Origin of the sequence: Shewanella colwelliana ATCC 39565 (assembly GCF_000518705.1) — a bacterium.
GTDB lineage: Bacteria > Pseudomonadota > Gammaproteobacteria > Enterobacterales > Shewanellaceae > Shewanella > Shewanella colwelliana.
In genome coordinates this window covers 281,498-299,067 of record NZ_JAEC01000004.1, presented here as the reverse complement: position 1 = coordinate 299,067, position 17,570 = coordinate 281,498, and the positions used below count along the sequence as shown (strand labels likewise).

At 46.9% G+C, this 17,570-nt stretch carries 15 protein-coding genes; 2 read left to right on the top strand and 13 right to left on the bottom strand.

The genetic code is table 11. The features are described from left to right. Positions 1–8: 8 nt before the first annotated feature. From L876_RS0101345 to hyaA, 13 genes are all read right to left on the bottom strand, one after another. The gene (locus tag L876_RS0101345; RefSeq protein ID WP_028762135.1) at positions 9–260 is read right to left on the bottom strand and encodes a hypothetical protein; all 252 of its coding nucleotides are present in this window, start codon (positions 258–260) and stop codon (positions 9–11) included. 421 nt (positions 261–681) lie between these two features. After that, a complete protein-coding gene (locus L876_RS22870) occupies positions 682–846 on the bottom strand; it encodes a hypothetical protein (RefSeq protein WP_169731086.1) in 165 nt (54 codons plus the stop codon). Between the two features lie 30 nt (positions 847–876). Next, positions 877–1,224 (bottom strand): hydrogenase/urease nickel incorporation protein HypA, encoded by a 348-nt coding sequence (hypA, locus tag L876_RS0101335; protein ID WP_028762134.1) that lies wholly within the window; start codon positions 1,222–1,224, stop codon positions 877–879. Next, positions 1,224–2,249: a hydrogenase expression/formation protein HypE gene (gene hypE, locus L876_RS0101330; RefSeq protein ID WP_028762133.1), complete on the bottom strand. Its 1,026-nt coding sequence runs from the start codon at positions 2,247–2,249 to the stop codon at positions 1,224–1,226. Before hypE ends, hypA begins: the two co-directional genes overlap by 1 nt. Before the next feature lie 2 nt (positions 2,250–2,251). Continuing rightward, on the bottom strand, positions 2,252–3,367 hold the full coding sequence (hypD, locus tag L876_RS0101325; RefSeq protein ID WP_028762132.1) for a hydrogenase formation protein HypD: 1,116 nt from the start codon (positions 3,365–3,367) through the stop codon (positions 2,252–2,254). A 2-nt stretch (positions 3,368–3,369) separates the two neighbouring features. Beyond that, entirely contained in the window at positions 3,370–3,615 is a 246-nt protein-coding gene (locus tag L876_RS0101320) for a HypC/HybG/HupF family hydrogenase formation chaperone (protein ID WP_028762131.1), read from the bottom strand. After that, positions 3,615–4,385 (bottom strand): hydrogenase nickel incorporation protein HypB, encoded by a 771-nt coding sequence (hypB, locus tag L876_RS0101315; protein WP_028762130.1) that lies wholly within the window; start codon positions 4,383–4,385, stop codon positions 3,615–3,617. The genes L876_RS0101320 and hypB overlap by 1 nt, the downstream gene beginning before the upstream one ends. A gap of 188 nt (positions 4,386–4,573) precedes the next feature. Then, entirely contained in the window at positions 4,574–6,889 is a 2,316-nt protein-coding gene (hypF, locus tag L876_RS20855) for a carbamoyltransferase HypF (protein ID WP_248674433.1), read from the bottom strand. Positions 6,890–6,891: 2 nt separating this feature from the next. Then, entirely contained in the window at positions 6,892–8,649 is a 1,758-nt protein-coding gene (locus L876_RS0101305; RefSeq protein ID WP_028762129.1) for a Kae1-like domain-containing protein, read from the bottom strand. Continuing rightward, positions 8,630–9,193, bottom strand: coding sequence for a HyaD/HybD family hydrogenase maturation endopeptidase (locus tag L876_RS0101300; RefSeq protein ID WP_028762128.1), 564 nt, complete (start codon positions 9,191–9,193; stop codon positions 8,630–8,632). The genes L876_RS0101305 and L876_RS0101300 overlap by 20 nt, the downstream gene beginning before the upstream one ends. A gap of 10 nt (positions 9,194–9,203) precedes the next feature. Then, positions 9,204–9,875, bottom strand: a complete 672-nt coding sequence (gene cybH, locus L876_RS0101295; protein ID WP_037427712.1) for a Ni/Fe-hydrogenase, b-type cytochrome subunit — start codon at positions 9,873–9,875, stop codon at positions 9,204–9,206. A 10-nt stretch (positions 9,876–9,885) separates the two neighbouring features. Then, the gene (gene hyaB, locus L876_RS0101290) at positions 9,886–11,592 is read right to left on the bottom strand and encodes a nickel-dependent hydrogenase large subunit (RefSeq protein ID WP_028762126.1); all 1,707 of its coding nucleotides are present in this window, start codon (positions 11,590–11,592) and stop codon (positions 9,886–9,888) included. Between the two features lie 4 nt (positions 11,593–11,596). Next, a complete protein-coding gene (hyaA, locus tag L876_RS0101285) occupies positions 11,597–12,733 on the bottom strand; it encodes a nickel-dependent hydrogenase small subunit (protein ID WP_028762125.1) in 1,137 nt (378 codons plus the stop codon). Positions 12,734–13,075: 342 nt separating this feature from the next. Between hyaA and L876_RS0101280 the strand changes: the two genes are divergently transcribed. Together L876_RS0101280 and hrpA are read left to right on the top strand one after the other, a co-directional pair. Beyond that, positions 13,076–13,492 carry a CBS domain-containing protein gene (locus L876_RS0101280; RefSeq protein WP_028762124.1) on the top strand — a complete coding sequence of 139 codons (417 nt, stop codon included), beginning with the start codon at positions 13,076–13,078 and terminating at the stop codon, positions 13,490–13,492. A 134-nt stretch (positions 13,493–13,626) separates the two neighbouring features. After that, positions 13,627–17,502 (top strand): ATP-dependent RNA helicase HrpA, encoded by a 3,876-nt coding sequence (gene hrpA, locus L876_RS0101275; protein WP_028762123.1) that lies wholly within the window; start codon positions 13,627–13,629, stop codon positions 17,500–17,502. Positions 17,503–17,570: the final 68 nt, after the last annotated feature.

Genomic DNA, 17,570 nt, shown 5'->3' with positions numbered 1-17,570 from the left:
TGCTTCCGCTATTCGGCACTCGGCTTGGCGGCTAAGTAGCAGTTCTCACTTTCTATGCAGTCTGATTGGCCCATCGACGTTACGAGCTGTGCCCGCACAGTTTGTGTCGATGGTGTTGTCGGTGCGCTCTGTTCAAACCACTGACTTTTGAAATCCGTCAACCAAGTATTGCCTGTAGTGTCTTCAACAAAGCTGGAAACATCGACAAAGGTTAACCAAAACGCGTAGGCAACGATTGAGTAAATAGTAAAACGGAACATGTTTCTCACCTCTAAGTTTACTAATTTAGACAGGCGCTATATGCCTGTAGTGACGCACTATACGCCCTAAAATTCAAGAAAGAAACTGTCAATGTTTTGCCGCTAGTCATGCATAAAACTAACGGTTTTGATGATTGATTTTATTGGTTTTTTATTTAGTTGACGTCGATGGCGTCAAAGATGCCTATGCCGTCATAATCCAGGCTGATAGCAGTTTTATTGACACATGTTAGTGCGAGTTGGTGGTGAGGGGATCGCTTTATAGGTGTCGAATTGAGGATGATGCCACTGACTTATTATGCATAAAAAGTAAGTGTATGATAGTCACGCCAGTCCTCAGGTCGAGTGTTATCTCAACTTGAGGACTAAACGTGTGGCACACATGATTTAACGTCAGAATTATACCTAAGGTACTGGGTGGTTAATGACGTTTTTTCCAAATCATAATACCAGCCACTAAGATAACAACGGCGACAATTGGCAGTAGATCATTGAGGTGATGAAATAATCCGATGCCATGATGTCCGGGGTGAGCCCAAGCGGCTGCAGGTAGTAGGCTAGCAAGTAATGCGATGGCTTTGTTCATTGTTTTCTCCATTATTGTTTATTAGGTCGATCAATCGGTTTCCAATTCCAGTTGCATCAGTAACATCTCTTCTCCCTCTAGGATCTTAGTGTTGAAGCTGTTGCAATTAGGGCAGACGATGCTGCGTTCTTCTAGCTGATTTATGCTGCCACATTGCGCGCACTCAATCACCAGGGGTTGATGCTTGATGGTAAGTTGCGCCTCATGGGCGGGTCCTTCTAATTTAAATGTGTCAAATGCGGTTTGTAAAAGTGCCGGCTCGACACCACTTAGCACACCCACTTTAATCACGACTTTAGTGATTTTGTTGGCATTATTCGCCTCAGCATGCTGCTCGCATTGCTCTAGGAGTGCTGTGACTATCGAGTATTCATGCATTAGCAGATCCTTGGTAGCAGTTCACCGTGGGGCAAATCCAGATAACGACTACTGCCCCATGGGGTTTTTAGCACCACCTTACCAGTATGAGTATCGTCTACCTGGCCGATGATGGCTGCCTGCTCACAGTTGCCATAACGCTTGATAATTTCAAGTGCTCCTTGGGCAACATCAAGGGGTAAGGCCATGATAAAAGTGCCTTCGTTAGCCAAATCGTGGGGTTCGAATCCATAGAGTTCACACAGTCCCTTAACTTCATCGGACACCGGAATTTTAGACTCTTCAACGGTGATGCCGATATTCGAGGCACTAGCCCATTCATTAAGTACCGCTGCTAATCCACCACGGGTGGCATCTCGCATGGCGTGAATATCTATATTGCAGGCGATAAGCTGCTCGACGACAGGCCATAGATTAGCGCAATCACTGACTAACTCAGACTCAAGGTTTAGCCCCTCTCTTGCCATTAATATGGCTGCACCGTGGCGACCGATATCACCCGACACTAAGATAGCGTCGCCCACTTGCAAGTTTTTCACTGAAATATTGGGGCACAGAATACGCCCAACACCTGAGGTATTGATAAACAGTCCGTCGGCACACCCTTTAGGCACCACTTTGGTGTCACCACATACGACACGAGTGCTGCTTTTATGTAGTTCATCAGCCATGGTCTCGACTATCTGTTTGAGTTGGGTCATTGGGAAACCCTCCTCAATGATAAAACTACAGCTGAGGTATTGCGGTTCTGCGCCCATCATAGCGAGATCGTTAACGGTTCCCGCCACTGCTAGTTTGCCGATATTTCCCCCCGCAAAAAATAGCGGTGCAACCGTGAATGAGTCGGTAGTGAATGCGGTGGTGCCCTCAAGATGGAGCACTGCAGCGTCCTCTTCGCTGGCCAATATTGGGTTGTTAAAGGCTTTAAAGAAGATCTCTTTGATCAGCTTGTTCATCTCTTTGCCACCACCACCGTGACTGAGTTGTACCGCTTTTTCGGGTTTATTATCGAAAGCGTGTGACATATTTAGACTCCGTTATAGCGGTAATAGGCATTGCAGGCGCCTTCTGAGCTCACCATGCAGCTGCCCAGCGGGGTTTCAGGGGTACATCCTCGGCCAAATACTTTACAATCTTTGGGTTTGGCAATGCCCCGTAAAATATCGCCACACTGGCAAGCTTTGTGATCATCAATATCATCGACTTGTAGCAGATCTTTGAATTGTACTTCGGCATCACGGTGAGCATATTGCGGCTTTAGCATTAAGGCCGACAGTTGCAGCGGACCGAGTCCTCGCCAACGAAAATGAGGGCGGACCATCATGTATTGGTTGATTTTCTTTTGTGCGGCTAAATTACCCTCTTCACTCACGGCCCGGCTGTACTGAATATCGAGTTCTGCAACGCCTGCTACTTTCTGTTTAACAATGCGAAGAATCGACTCCATTACGTCAACAGGCTCAAAGCCGGAAACCACCACTGGGGTGCCGTACTGCTCTACAGCCGAGCGGTAAATTTTTGCCCCACTGATCACACTGACGTGGGCGGGACCGATAAAGGCGTTTACTTTGGCTTGTGGATCGGCCATTACGGCATCAATCGCGGGCGGCACCAGTACATGGTTGATATGGAATAACAGGTTATTTATCTTTTGCTGTTCAGCTTGTTCAATCAGCACGGCAGTCATAGGCGTTGAGGTTTCAAAGCCGATGGCAAAGAAAATCACCGTTTTATCAGGATTATCTTTAGCAATCGTTAAGGTATCGAGAGGATCGTAGATAGGCCTTATGTCGCAACCTTTGGCACGAAACTGCGCCAAGCTACCTTTGGAACCAGGTACGCGGATCATATCCCCGAGGGTGACCAAGATGGTGTCAGGCATGGAGGCTAATATGGCGGCATGGTCGATACGCTCTTTAGGCATCACACATACAGGGCAGCCTGGGCCATGAACAAACTCTATGTTAGCCGGTAGCAGCTGATTCAAGCCATATTTCATAATCGTATGGGTGTGGCCGCCACAGACCTCCATGATATGAATGGTCTCAGGGTGATCTTGTGCCAGCGTTTGTATGGCTTGGGCCAACTTATGAATGGTCTCAGGGTCTCTAAACCCTTGATACAGTTGCTTTAGCTCTATCATGGTTAGCTATGCTCCTGGTGGCCAATCTTGTCGACTATCTCTTGGTAGAGGGCTAGGCTCTGCTCAGCATCGGCTTTATCGATTTTATTCATCACAAAGCCAATATGGATTAATACGTAATCACCAATCGCTAAGGGTTCACCCATTAAATGGCTGCTGACTTTGCGCTTAACGCCCATGGTTTCAACCGTAACGGCTTGTTCTTCGTTATGTAGTTCAACCACTTGGGAGGGAATAGAGAGGCACATTAGTTTGCTCTCCTATGCTCATTTAGCCAGTTTGCGACGGCAAACATACTGTCACTGTCTTTAATTGATACCGTCAATACGCTTGCTTCAGGGTTGAGCTTTTTGACCTGTGCCTGTGCTTCTTCGATGCTGAAATCGAAGTGGGGCAGTAAATCCGCTTTGGTAATTAATACCAGATCGGCTTTGCGAAACATGACTGGGTACTTTTCCACTTTGTCATCACCCTCAGGCACTGACACTAATACCACGTTAAGGTGGGTGCCGACATCGTAGGACGCTGGACAGACTAAGTTGCCAACATTTTCTACAAAACAGATATCTAATGGCGCAAGGTCAACATGATGCAGGGCGCTATGCACCATAAAGGCATCCAAGTGGCAGGCAGAGCCTGTCTGAATCTGGTATGCCTCAATACCTTTGGCTTTGAGTCTATCTGCATCACGAGAGGTTTCTAAATCGCCTTCAATCACGGCATATTTAAGACTTGTGTATTCTTTAAGGTGTTCAAGCAAGGTGGTTTTACCGCTGCCAGGACTACTCATTAGATTGAAGGCGGTGATATTGTTCGCTTCAAAGTGGGCGCGGTTATGGGCCGCTTCGTGATCATTTTTATCTAGTATTTTGTTGATAACAGATAGCGTTTTAATGTCATTGAGTTGAGGATTACTGTGTAACTCATCATGGTGGTGCCCATGGTGATGGTCATGGCTGTGCTCGTGTTGGTGAGCACTGTCGTGACGAGTGATTGAGCAGCCGCAGTCTTTACACATGTTGAACTCCATTTTTTCAATGCTGTTATATCATTTTGGCTTAGCCAGTAATTTAGTTCATTGATACTGGTCAGTTTTCAGCAAAAATTCTAATAATCTGTTAATAAACTTTGTTTATCTGTCTTGTTTTTCCAGCGTTTATTGGTGTATGCCATACCAGAGCTGACCTAATGCAATACCGCCATCGTTCACCGGAACCCTTTGGTGTCCAGCCAATTTAGGCCGTGTTCGTCTAGTCGTTGCCGTGTAAGGCTGAGCAAATAACGATTTTGGTATACACCACCACACAGTGCGATAGGTAGCTGCGGATGGCGTTTGGCCAAACTCACTGCCGCGTCGGCCAGACAGTCCATGAACCCTTTGGCTATTAGCGCTTTGGTTGTTTCGTTGTCACCTCTAGATAGCTGCACATCCATCATTTGTTGCCACAACTGATCCGTTTGCCACTGGCCATCAATTAAAGGTAGATTGAAAACCAATCCGGCGTTGGCCACTTGTTGTTCGGTGAGACCATTGGCGAGCGACTCAATGATCATGCCTGCTTGCCCTTCAAATTGGGTGGTTTCTATCACGCCTAGTAAGCAGGCAAGGGCATCGAATAGCCTGCCGACTGAACTGGTTTGCTGGGTCGCCACCCCTTTTTGCCACAGTTTGTGCAGGTTGATGATACTGGCCTGCGGCATGGCTGCAATATTGGTTAAGGGGAGCTGAAGCACTTGTTCTAAAGTGTACTGCTCAAATAGCATGGCGAGCATGATCCGGCGAGGATCTTTAATGGCTTGTTCTGCACCAATAAGGGTTATCGGTTTTAGATGGGCGATGCGCTGGTAGCCTTGAATATCTGCAATCATGGCTTCACCGCCCCAAAGTTCACGTCCTTCGCCTAAACCTGTCCCATCGAAACTAAAACCTAATACCTTGCCTGTGTGCTGATTGGCTGCCATGACACTCAAAATGTGGGCGTAATGGTGTTGCACTTGAGTTGGCTGGCAGTGACCATTTAGTTGGCTAAATTGCTCTGCCCATTGGCTTGAGGCGTAATCTGGGTGGCAGTCTCGGATGATTTGCTCAGGATTAAATGCATATAGGCGTTTAAAGGTGGCTAGCGTATCAATGAAATATTGTTCTGCTTCGAGACTGAACAGATCGCCAATGTGAGGACTTAATACTAAGTTGTGACCAAAACCAAAGGCAATACTGTTTTTTTGCTGTGCGCCGACAGCTAAGGTGCTTTGAGGCACGGGCCTGTTACAATGCATTGTGAGCGGGGCATAACCTCTTGCTAGGCGTATAATCTGTACTGTGTCATCAATAACCTGTACCACACTGTCGTCACAACCATTTAGGATGATGCGATCATGATCTAAGATGCAGTCAACAACCCCTTGCAGACGCGCACAGATATCTTGGCTATCGGTAATAATCGGCTCGCCACTGCGATTGGCGCTTGTAGCGACCAATGGCCGCTTGAGTGCTTGCAACAGCAAATGGTGCAGCGGTGTATAAGGTAAGAACAGACCGATTCTGTCAATCGTGGGCGCCACCGAAGGACTCAGCTGTGTTTCTCCAGTAGGTGTTTGATGTTTATCGAGTAATACTATGGGGCGCTCTTGGCTTGTTAACACTTGCCAGGCTAAGTCGCTGCCTCGTGCTAACGACTTTGCCGTCTCAATATCGGCGCACATTACCGCAAAGGGCTTTGCTGGGCGTTGTTTACGCAGTCGTAGTGCCGTAACGGCTGCATGATTGGTTGCATCGCAGACGAGATGAAAACCTCCTAGGCCCTTTATTGCCACTATTTCCCCCGCTTTGATCCGCTCAACGGTTTGCTGCAGTGCCGCATCTTTATGGGCGATCGCAGCACCTTGATTGTCTGTTAGCGTAAGCTGTGGGCCGCAATGAGGACAGCTTACAGGTTGCGCGTGATAACGTCGGTCGAGCGGATCTTGATAGGCGCGTTCACATTCTGGGCACATAGTGAAATGGGCCATAGAGGTGTTCGGTCTGTCGTAGGGTAAGGCATTGATTAGGGTGTATCGTGGTCCACAGTTAGTGCAATTGGTAAACGGATAGCGGTAATGACGATTGGTGGGGTCATTAAGTTCGCTTAGGCAGTCGGGACAACTGCTTTTATCTGCCGAAATTGCCACTTGCGCGCTGCAGTCTGATTCACTATGAATAATCTCAAAACCACTGCAGTTGGCAAGGGAGTCAACCTCAACTTGCTCAAAGGTATCAATGCGTGCAAGCGGCGGTGGCGTATGCGTCAATGTGTCAACAAATTGGGTTATGTTAGTGCTATTGCCCTGCAGCTCAATAGTGACACCTTGACTGTTATTGAAGGTAAAGCCACTAAGGTTAAGCTCGGTGGCTAAACGGTAGACAAAAGGGCGAAAGCCAACGCCCTGAACAATACCAGTGATCACTAGCTTTATTCGACACGGGTCCGTTAGTGGCTTGGCTTGGGACCTTGAGGGTTGCGTCGTTGCTGCGGATCGGACCATTGTTACTTCCTACGTTTTTTTAGCGTTAGCGCACCAATGGCGTAATTGTTGCCATCAATATCTAACTGCTGATTAAATCTAATTGGGAAGTTTTTGCCAACCCGCAATGCCACGCGTTGGCATAGTAGTGGGTTTTGCCATTCGCTGCCGGCAAGAGCGACCTGCTTAACACTGATATTGAGATCTAAGTGCTCAATCCAGTTGGCAAAATAGTCTGCTAGTGAGTCGTGCATGCCAAATGCGAGCTTATGACTATCCCGGTCATCAGCCAATCTAAAACTCATCAAGGTGCCTAAGGTTTTACACCAGTTTAAGCTGCGATGTGCTTCGCCGCGGGTAAGTGGGTAGTCAATACGTGGTGAATTAGCGCCTCGGTGGCCCAGAGCACACGCGATGAGTGCATCGGCTAAATCATTAACCGCCATTGTTCGACTTTTTAACCCCAATAACACCGCCGCAATGGCCCATAGGCTTTGCAGGTTAGTGGTAGGTTGAGGCAGTTTTAGATCGAGTAAGCGCAGGTAATCTTCTGGGTAGCGTTGTTTAAATTTCTCTAATACCTGCCTTTGTGGGCTTTGTTCTAGCTGGTGGTATATTTCGTAGCCAGTGTCAGGAAGTGATGGCAGCGCGAAAAATAACTCGCTGTTTTTCTTAGCATCTAGTGTGAGGATCTGCCCTGCGTAGTGTTCACTTAGAAAGATGATAGCGCAGTTTTTACTCAAATCATGTTCGAGGCAGACGCTATTTAACGCACAAATGGCACGTTCTTCGTCACTTAAGGTGATGCAATGAGTGTCGTCTACATGAGTGTGATTAGTGTTGTAGTACTCGGCATGATAACGCCCCGGTTTATGGCTAGCGTAATAAAAACCGTCGGCGGCGTCGTTAATGAGTACATTATCGTGTAAGGCATCGACTTTTGCGGCAATGTTAACCGCAGAGCGATGCTGACTTTCGACCTCAACCCACCCTGAATCGATAAAGGCTAATGCCGATTGCTGCGTCGCATCATCGATAAACAGCCAATCAATCCCTTTTTGACGTAGCTGTTCGGCAATAATCAGTAATAGGCGGTTGTAGGCAAAGCAAAGATCATACAGTGGTGCATCCAATTTGGGGTGTTCTTGAATTGGTCTTACCGTGATCAATGGTTTTTCAATACTCGATAATGCCAGGATTTGCCTATCGTTGAGGTGGAATTGGGCATTAAGCGTATTTGGATTGCAGACTAACAGGCGAGGCCGATGAGTTGTTGCCGGTGCGGTTAAAGAGAGGTGGATCGGGTTATCGTCACCAAGCGTCAATTGGCCATGTGTCAGCAGTGTGTCGGTCATGGCTCTAATATCGTTAACGGTTAAGCCACGGTAGTCTGTATTGATCCGCTGTTCACCATGGCAACAGCTGCAGGGTAGAGATAATTGTCCGAAATCGGCTGATTGATTGTCACCAATGATTGGCGCGCATTGCTGGCAGAATTCTTGCTCAATGGCACCATCTTCGAGTATTTTTTTCTCCCCTTGAGGTGTATCAACTAGTGCGATGCGGGAGTCTGTGAGCCATACCGAGATTAAAAAGTCTTGAGCAATCGCATCGGCAAGGATCTCAAGTTGTGATTGTTTACCTTCGGCTTCGATGAAATAGCAGCCCTGTTGGTAACCAATATTGATATTAAGCTCTGCATAATTTAGGTATTGGTTACATAAATGCGCGTAAAGAGGCACCTGTCGTGAACAGGTAAATTCAAATTTGATTATTTTCATTAGTAGTTACACCGCGCTTGTAAGAGTCGGGAATAAGATCTTCGATAGCAATGTTTTTAACGCGTGTTATCTCAAAATCAAGAGAGGATAAGTGATTTAGTATCGTGGTTTCCATCAGCGGGACGGCCGCTGCAACACGACTAGTGAGCCCTAATGTCATGGGCTCTAAAACGGTTGGTGTACACCCTAACACATAGGTTTTGGGTCTATCACCGACCATCTCCATCATGGTCAATGTTTGTAACATCTCCACTTCATGGGCACTGCCTTGCCAGTCGATTTCACTGGGGGCTTTGTCGAAATCGAAGAAGTACACTTCACCAGGGGATACCCCATTGGCATTGACGGTGTCGACGACAATGAGATAGTCATATTGGCAGATAATAGGAATGAGACCCTGTGCCAATGTACCACCATCCATCACATCGAGCTGATGTGATGGATGGCTAAAGGTATAATTTTCTTGTAGGTAATTGACAAAATGTACGCCGATACCTTCATCGGCGTACAGGACATTACCAATACCGAGTAACAGTATTTTCATGGCGCCCTTATTAATGTTTCTTTGGATGATAGTCATATCCAGAAACGATAGAGTCTACTGAATTGTGCTTAAATCTAATGCCTGTCCACACTGCCATATAGACGTGTATCACCACAAAGATTATAAACACCCAAGTAAAGTAATGGTGCCAAATACGCACAGGCGCTAAACCACCCATGATGCCTGTGACCCAAGCAGCAAATCCACCTAGCATACCACCTAAACCAAGATGATATACATTGGCATAAAGCACTAAACCAGTGATGCAGATTAGCGCCGCAATAACGGATATTGCTAAGTAGGTGACAAACTGAAGCGGACCATAAACCCCTTTTTTATCTAGGTGTCCCATCCACAAGTAGGATTTTAGTTGCACAATCCAACTGTTGACACTGGTGACATCCTTAAAGGAGCGTCTTTCAATATCACTCTTACCAAAGAAAAACAGGTAAGCACGAACCAGTGTAATGGCGCAGAGCGCAAAGCCAAAGATAAGGTGGGCAAACCGCACCCAACCTTGGACCAGAACATCAGAGTTACTGGGAGCCACTAAAAATGGCCAAGCAATATAGAAGCCCGTTATGACTAGAACCAATATTGAAAGTGCTCGCAACCAGTGAAAAATCCTGATCGCGGCACTGAATATAAAGGCTCTCTCATAGGGTACATTGTGTGTATCCATGAGTTGCTCCTTAACTATTTCCGTTTGGATCGATGCGGAACTCACCTAACTCTTGGCCTTTGTAATCCATCACATGTACAGAACATGCCATACAAGGGTCAAATGAGTGGATGATACGGATCACTTCTAACGGTTTGGTTGGATCTTCAAGCTTTAATCCCACTAGCGAGGCTTCGTAAGGTCCTACTTTGCCTTCGGCATCGACTGGGCCCGCGTTCCATGTGGTCGGTACTACCGCTTGATAGTTCTCTACTAAGCCATTTTTAATGCGGATCCAATGGCTGAGCATACCGCGTGGTGCTTCTATCATGGCATGTCCAACATACTCACGATTAGGATCCATCTCTGGTTTCACATAGGTACTGTCATCAACTTGAATGTTTTGGATTAGTGCATCGAAAGTTTTCAGTCCCTCTTCCGCCACAATCACAGTTTGTAACATACGAGCTGCGGTGCGTCCCAAAGTGGTGAACAGCGCCGCAACAGGTAAACCTGTAACTTCTAATAAGCCGTTGACGGCGTCGACGACAACCTTGTTACCGCGGGCGTAGCTCACTAGCAGACTAGAAAGTGGACCCACTTCAACAGGTTCACCTTGATAACGAGGTGATTTAACCCAAGTGTACTTGCCATCACCGTCGAGGGTGGGCAGCTTGCCGTAAACCGTGTCGCGCTCAACAAACCCTGTATAATTAGGCACTGTAGTGCCATCGTATGGGTGTTGTGGGCCATCGGCTGTGTACCAAGCGTGGCTAACATCCTCTTTAATCAGTTCAGGATTAAGGTCTGACACGTTGGCTAAGTCGCCATTCATGATCACACCTTGGTCGAACATATACTGACCATCGGCGAGCACAAAGTCATTAGTCGCCAAGAAGTTCTTAACGTTAACACCGCCCAGTACGCTGGGTTCTCCACCAAATGCTTCAGCAGCCATGACGATGTCGGCTTTATAGGCGCGATGAATAAAGTCAGTCACAATGGCGTGTTTTTGCTTCCACTCTTGTAGACGAGCAGGGCTTAGCATGTCACGCACCGAAGTCACTCCACCAACCACTAATGACTGTGGATGAGGCTGTTTACCACCGAAAATGGCCAACATCTCAGCCGCAACACGCTGAACCTCGAGTGCTTTAAGGTAGTGAGATAGGGCAATCAGGTTTTGCTCTGGGGTAAACTTATAGGTGCCATTGCCCCAATAAGCGTTAGCAAATGGGCCAAGTTTACCGGTTTCAACAAAGCCTTTTACGCGCTCTTGTACGGCGCGAAGCTCACCTTCACCTGCAGCAATAGGCTTGTCGGTATATTTCAGCGCCACTTGCGCCGCTGCAGCAGGGTCGGCACTCAACGCCGAGACCACATCAACCCAATCTAGGCCGTGAAGATGGTAGAAGTGCACAATATGATCATGCATATATAGCGACGTTTGCATTAACGAACGTAGATATTTGGCGTTAAGCGGGATCTTGACTCCTAATGCATTTTCAACGGCTTCTGTGCCGCAACGATAATGAGAGTAGGTACATACGCCACAGATACGTTGAACAATTAAGCCAACGTCCATGGGGGTACGACCTTTTAGGATCACCTCTATACCACGCCAGAGGGTCGATGAAGACCAGGCCTTTTGAACAACATTATTCTCGTCAACTTCGACCTCGACTCGCAAATGGCCTTCGATACGAGTGATAGGGTCGATAACTACACGTTTGCTCATTGAATTAGTCCTCTTTCGAATTGGCAAATACGCTGGCAACAGCGTGAGCGCCGATACCTACAGCTGTGGCACCCAAAATAACCGCGCCTACTGTGTCGGCGGTTGCATCGAGCCCATGAAGGAGCTGTCTGCCGAGGGGTTTTTCGAAATCTGCCATGTCATCCCAGAAGTTGGGTTCTGAGCAGCCCATACAGCCGTGACCTGCTAATACGGGCCAGCTGGTATGGTGGTTAAAGCGCTCTGTGGGGCAGTTGTTATAGGTGTATGGCCCTTTACAACCAACTTTATATAAACAGTAACCTTCTTTGGCACCGGTATCACCAAACTCTTCGACAAATTCGCCAGCGTCGAAGCGACCACGACGTTCGCAGTTGTCATGAACGCGCGCACCGTAAGCCCATTTAGGACGGTTAAACATATCCAGTGCGGGTAATTTTCCGAACATGATGAAATACATCAGGGTACCGACAATGTTTTTCTCACTTGGTGGGCAACCACCTAAATTAACGACCGTCTTATTGACGATTTGGTCAACACCTTTTGCACCTGTTGGGTTTGGTGCTGCGGCTTGCACACCACCAAATGAGGCACAAGTCCCGACAGAAATTATCGCGGCGGCGCCTTCGGCAGCATGCTTAATAATCTCGAGTCCAGTATGACCTTTACAGCCAACCGTTAGGAATGAACCGTTATTGGCCGTGGGGATTGCTCCTTCGACGGCTAAAAGGTAATTGCCTTTATAGGTCTCCAGAGCGTGTTCTAGGTTCTCTTCAGCTTGCCAACCTGCGGCGGCCATTAATGTTTCATGGTATTCAAGCGAGATGTGGTCGAAGATAAGAGAGTCTAGGTTAGGGGTATCGGCGCGAACGAGTGATTCAGAACATCCTGTACACTCAGCCATGTGTAACCAGATTAAGGGGGCTCTATCTGCCAGCTCTGCCGCTTCAGCGACTAAGGTGCTAAAGGGGAGTGGCAGTGCGAGCATTGCGGTTACAGCAGCGCTCCATTTCATAAAGTCTCGGCGGGTAACGCCATGTTCTTCCATTTTAGTTTGCAATGAATGAGCATGACGAGGTTCTAAGCTGCGTAACATTTCAAGACGCGCTTTTCCCTGTTCATATAAGGCGGCATGTGTGTCCATGGTTAACCCTTTGTTGTCATTTTGATGCGAAAATGTAGTGGCACTATTCAGTAATCAAGTTTAGGCCGCAATTTGCAGTTGATTATTGATGTATATCAACCTTTTGACTTCTTGTGATTTTGGCTAACCTTTACCCTTAATTCGTATGAGCTAGATCATGTTTAAATTGTAACTATGGACAAATTGTCGCAACTATTTATTTGTCTGTGATCGGGGTAGGATTTTGTCACTCGCTCCTAATCACATGTTTTTATTACTTATAAATAATATCGGCTAAATCTTCGGCTTTTTAGACCAACCTTATATACACTTAAGATGAATACCTTCAAAAGGAGTTAGGCTATGGAATCAATGAAAGTTGTGGATTATATGGACCGTCAACCTGTGTTATTACAAGCCGATATGACACTGGCCGCCGCTGTTGAGAAATTAGTAAAGCAGAAAAAAATTGGTGCGGCAGTGGTCGATGTACAAGGCCATTTAGTGGGTTTTTTGTCGCAACAAGATTGTTTAGCTGTCATGTTAAAAAGTACCTATCATTGTGATCTGGTGGCTAACGTGAGTGACTGCATGCGCAGTGATGTACTGACAGTGACAAAAGATTTGCCAATAATTACCCTCGCGGAGCAGATGCTGCAGCCTAAACCTAAAATCTATCCGGTGATTGATAATGGAAAAGTGGTAGGCACTATTGACCGACATGCGGTGTTGGGGGCAATTAATACGTCCATGCAAGAGTGTTATTTGAAGCCTGCATAAACGATTTTTAACAGATCCTTAGCCAATTGCATAATGTGGCGACATATTGGCCACTAAGAGCGATTTTCCATACCAAATCACCGCGTTAATTGGTAGGATCGCTCTTTTGTGTTTTTCGATAATGGATTTTGCATTTGAACTCGCCTAGCCATCCCCTCTCTAATGCCTTCTTAAAGCAATGTTATCAAGCCGATGCGGCGAGGATTAGGCGTCGTCTCTATCGTCTTAATAAACAAACCGATGCAGAAAAGAAAAGCCAAGAAGTCGCTAAGTTGGAGCAGCTTGCTATCGAGGCGGCTGCGAAAGTCGAGCAGCGGCGCAGTAATCGGCCGACGATTAACTACCCTGAAGAGTTACCTATCTCTCAAAAACGCGATGAGATCGCTCGCGCGATCGCTGGTAACCAAGTGGTTATTATTGCAGGTGAAACTGGCTCAGGTAAGACGACCCAGTTACCTAAAATCTGTTTGGAGCTGGGTCTAGGTACACGGGGGTTAATCGGGCACACGCAGCCAAGGCGACTCGCAGCGCGCAGTGTTGCGAGCCGGGTGGCTGAAGAGCTTAACAGTCCGCTAGGGGAAGTGGTCGGCTTTAAAGTCCGTTTTGCCGACGCCATTAAGCCCAGTTCATACATCAAATTGATGACCGATGGTATTTTATTGGCTGAGCTGACGTCCGATAAGCTGCTGGACCAATATGACACCATCATTATCGATGAAGCCCATGAACGTAGCCTCAACATCGATTTTATCCTCGGTTATCTAAAAAATGTACTAAGAAAACGCTCTGATCTTAAAGTGATCATTACCTCGGCAACAATCGACGTTGAGCGTTTTTCTAAGCATTTTGACAATGCTCCAGTGATTGAGGTTTCAGGTAGAACCTACCCCGTAGAGACACGTTACCGCCCGTTAGTGCAAGAGCAAGACGCCGATCTCGATTTGACCGATGGTATTTTTGCCGCCGTTGAAGAACTAATGGCCGAAGGCCAAGGTGACATTCTTATTTTTATGAATGGCGAACGCGAGATCCGTGATGTAGCCGATCAGCTTAATAAGCAACAATACCGTGACACTGAGATATTACCTCTCTATGCCAGACTCTCTTATGGCGAACAATCTAAGGTGTTCAAGAGCCATATTGGCCGCCGCATCGTTTTGGCGACCAACGTGGCCGAAACCTCATTAACAGTACCAGGGATTCGTTATGTTATTGACCCAGGTACGGCACGGATAAGCCGCTATAGCTACCGTACTAAGGTACAGCGTCTGCCAATTGAGCCCATTTCACAGGCGAGTGCTAACCAGCGTCAAGGACGTTGTGGCCGTGTCGCACCGGGGATCTGTATTCGTCTGTATGATGAACAAGATTTCAATAATCGTCCTGAGTTTACCGATCCCGAAATTCTGCGCACCAACTTGGCTTCGGTGATTTTGCAGATGCTAGCGATTGGTCTGGGTGATATTGAAGGTTTTCCGTTTATTCAGCCACCCGATTCTCGCTATATCCGTGATGGCTTCCTATTACTTGAAGAGTTGCAGTCGGTCAAAAAGCATAAAGGCCAACTGCAACTAACCCCACTTGGGCGTCAATTGGCATCCATTCCTGTTGATCCAAGGTTGGCAAGAATGGTTGTGCAGGCCAACGAATTTGGTTGTTTACATGAAGTGTTAGTGATCACCGCAGGCCTGTCGATTCAGGACCCACGTGAACGCCCCATGGATAAAAAACAGTCGGCTGATGAGGCGCATCGTCGCTTTAGTGATAAAGATTCGGACTTTATCTCATGGGTTAAGCTTTGGGACCATATCAAGACAGAGCAAAAAGCACTGTCGGCAAGCCAGTTTAGAAAGTTATGTAAGCAGGAGTTTTTGGCTTATCTGCGCGTGCGTGAGTGGCAAGATCTTTACGCGCAGTTACGTCAGGCAGTGCATGATTTAAAGTGGAAACTCAATGCTGAGCCCGCAGATTATGAGCTGTTGCATAAGGCGCTGCTGACTGGCTTGCTTAGCCACATTGGTTTTAAAGATAAAGATAATGAATACCTTGGGGCACGAAATCGCAAGTTTTTCGTCTTCCCTGGTTCGCCACTTGCTAAGAAAGGGCCTAAATGGATTATGGCCGCTGAGATGACCGAGACGTCGCGTTTGTTTGCAAGATGCTGTGCCAAAATCCAACCGGAATGGGTTGAGCCGCTAGCGGCCCACCTGGTTAAGAAAAACTATGTAGAACCCCATTTCGAGGCTAAACAGGGCAGTGTTATCGCCCTTGAAAACCAACAGCTCTATGGGTTAACGATTGTCAATCGACGACGGGCGCAGTATGGGCCTGTTAATCCAATTGAAGCGCGAGAGATCTTTATTCGGAGCGCGCTTGCTGAGGGTGAATTGCGCACCAATGAAGCCTTCTTTGTTAAAAATCGCAACTTACTGCAAGATATCGAAGCTCTGGAGCATAAATCTCGGCGACGAGATATTTTGGTTGATGAGCAGGCGCTCGTCGACTTCTATGAACCACGGATCCCTCAAGGGATCTACAACGCGCCAAAGCTGCTAAGCTGGTGGAAAAAAGAGAAGCGAAGTCATCCTGATTTACTCGATTTTGAGCGTGATCAGTTAATGAAACGCAGCGATGACCACGTATCAGCGCTCGATTTTCCCGACTATTGGCATCAGGGGAATCTTAAGCTCGGTCTAAGTTATCATTTTGAACCATCAGCCATTGACGATGGCGTGTCGGTACATATTCCCGTTGCACTGCTTAATCAGATAGACAGTGTGGGATTTGATTGGTTAGTGCCAGGTCTTCGGGAAGAGAAATGTATCGCGCTGATTAAGTCGCTGCCCAAGGCATTACGGCGTAACTTTGTGCCAGCCCCTGATTATGCTAAAGCGTGCTTACAGGCGATGAAAGCCACCGATATTGGTTTGCTCGATGCCATGTGTAAGCAGTTATTGCGCATGAGCGGCGTACGAATATCCCCAGAAGATTTCGATCTATCGCAGCTCACTGCGCATCTGTTGATTAACTTTAATGTTGAAGATGACAAGGGCAAAGTGATCAGCCAAGGTCGTGATCTGGAGACATTGAAGTCGCAATTGCAGGGGCAGGTGACTCAGGCCATTCGTAATGTCGCTGAAACGGGTATCGAAAAAGCAGACCTAACCGAATGGAATTTTGGCAGTTTGCCTAAGCAGTATGAAAAACGTAAAGGTAACTTTGAAGTCAAAGCATTTCCTGCGTTGGTGGATGATAGAACCAGTGTGTCGATCAAATTGTTTGATGATGAAAATGAGGCAAGTCGAGTGCATCGCAACGGCTTACAACGTCTATTGCTGATTAACATTCCGTCGCCGGTAAAACATCTGCAGAACAGTTTGCCGAACAAGGCAAAACTGGCGATGTATTTTAATCCATTTGGCCAGGTACATATTCTTATTGATGATATTTTGTCGGCGGCAGTGCAGCAACTGCTCGATGAAAAAGGCCTCGATGTTCGTAACGCAGAGCAATTTGACCAAGCTAAAGATTGGGTGCGTCAGGAGTTAAACCCCACAGCAGCCAAAATAGCCCTAAAAGTCGAAGAGATTTTAACCTTATACCAAAAGGTCAAGAAGCGCCTAAAAGGCAAAATTAGTTTAGATATCGCGTTTGCGATGAGTGATATACAAGCACAGTTGGATAAACTGGTGTTCAAGGGCTTTGTCGAGCAGTGTGGCTGGCAGCGTTTACCTGATTTAGTGCGCTACCTTAAAGCGATTGATAACCGTTTAGATAAGTTACCTGTGGATCCTAACCGCGACCGTCTGCATCTTCATAGTATCAATAACGTACAGAAGCTACTTGATGAGCAATTAGCAAAAGTCCCACGGACCATACCGATTCCTGAAGCGCTCATTGATGCGCGTTGGATGATAGAGGAGTATCGTGTCTCCTGTTTTGCTCAAGTCTTGGGAACGGCCTATCCGATCTCTGAAAAACGGATCATGCACCAAATCAGTGAAACCTAACCGTTAAATCTTATTAAAAGCACCTTAGTTAAGGTGCTTTTTTTTGGCCTTATAAAAACCATGTACTC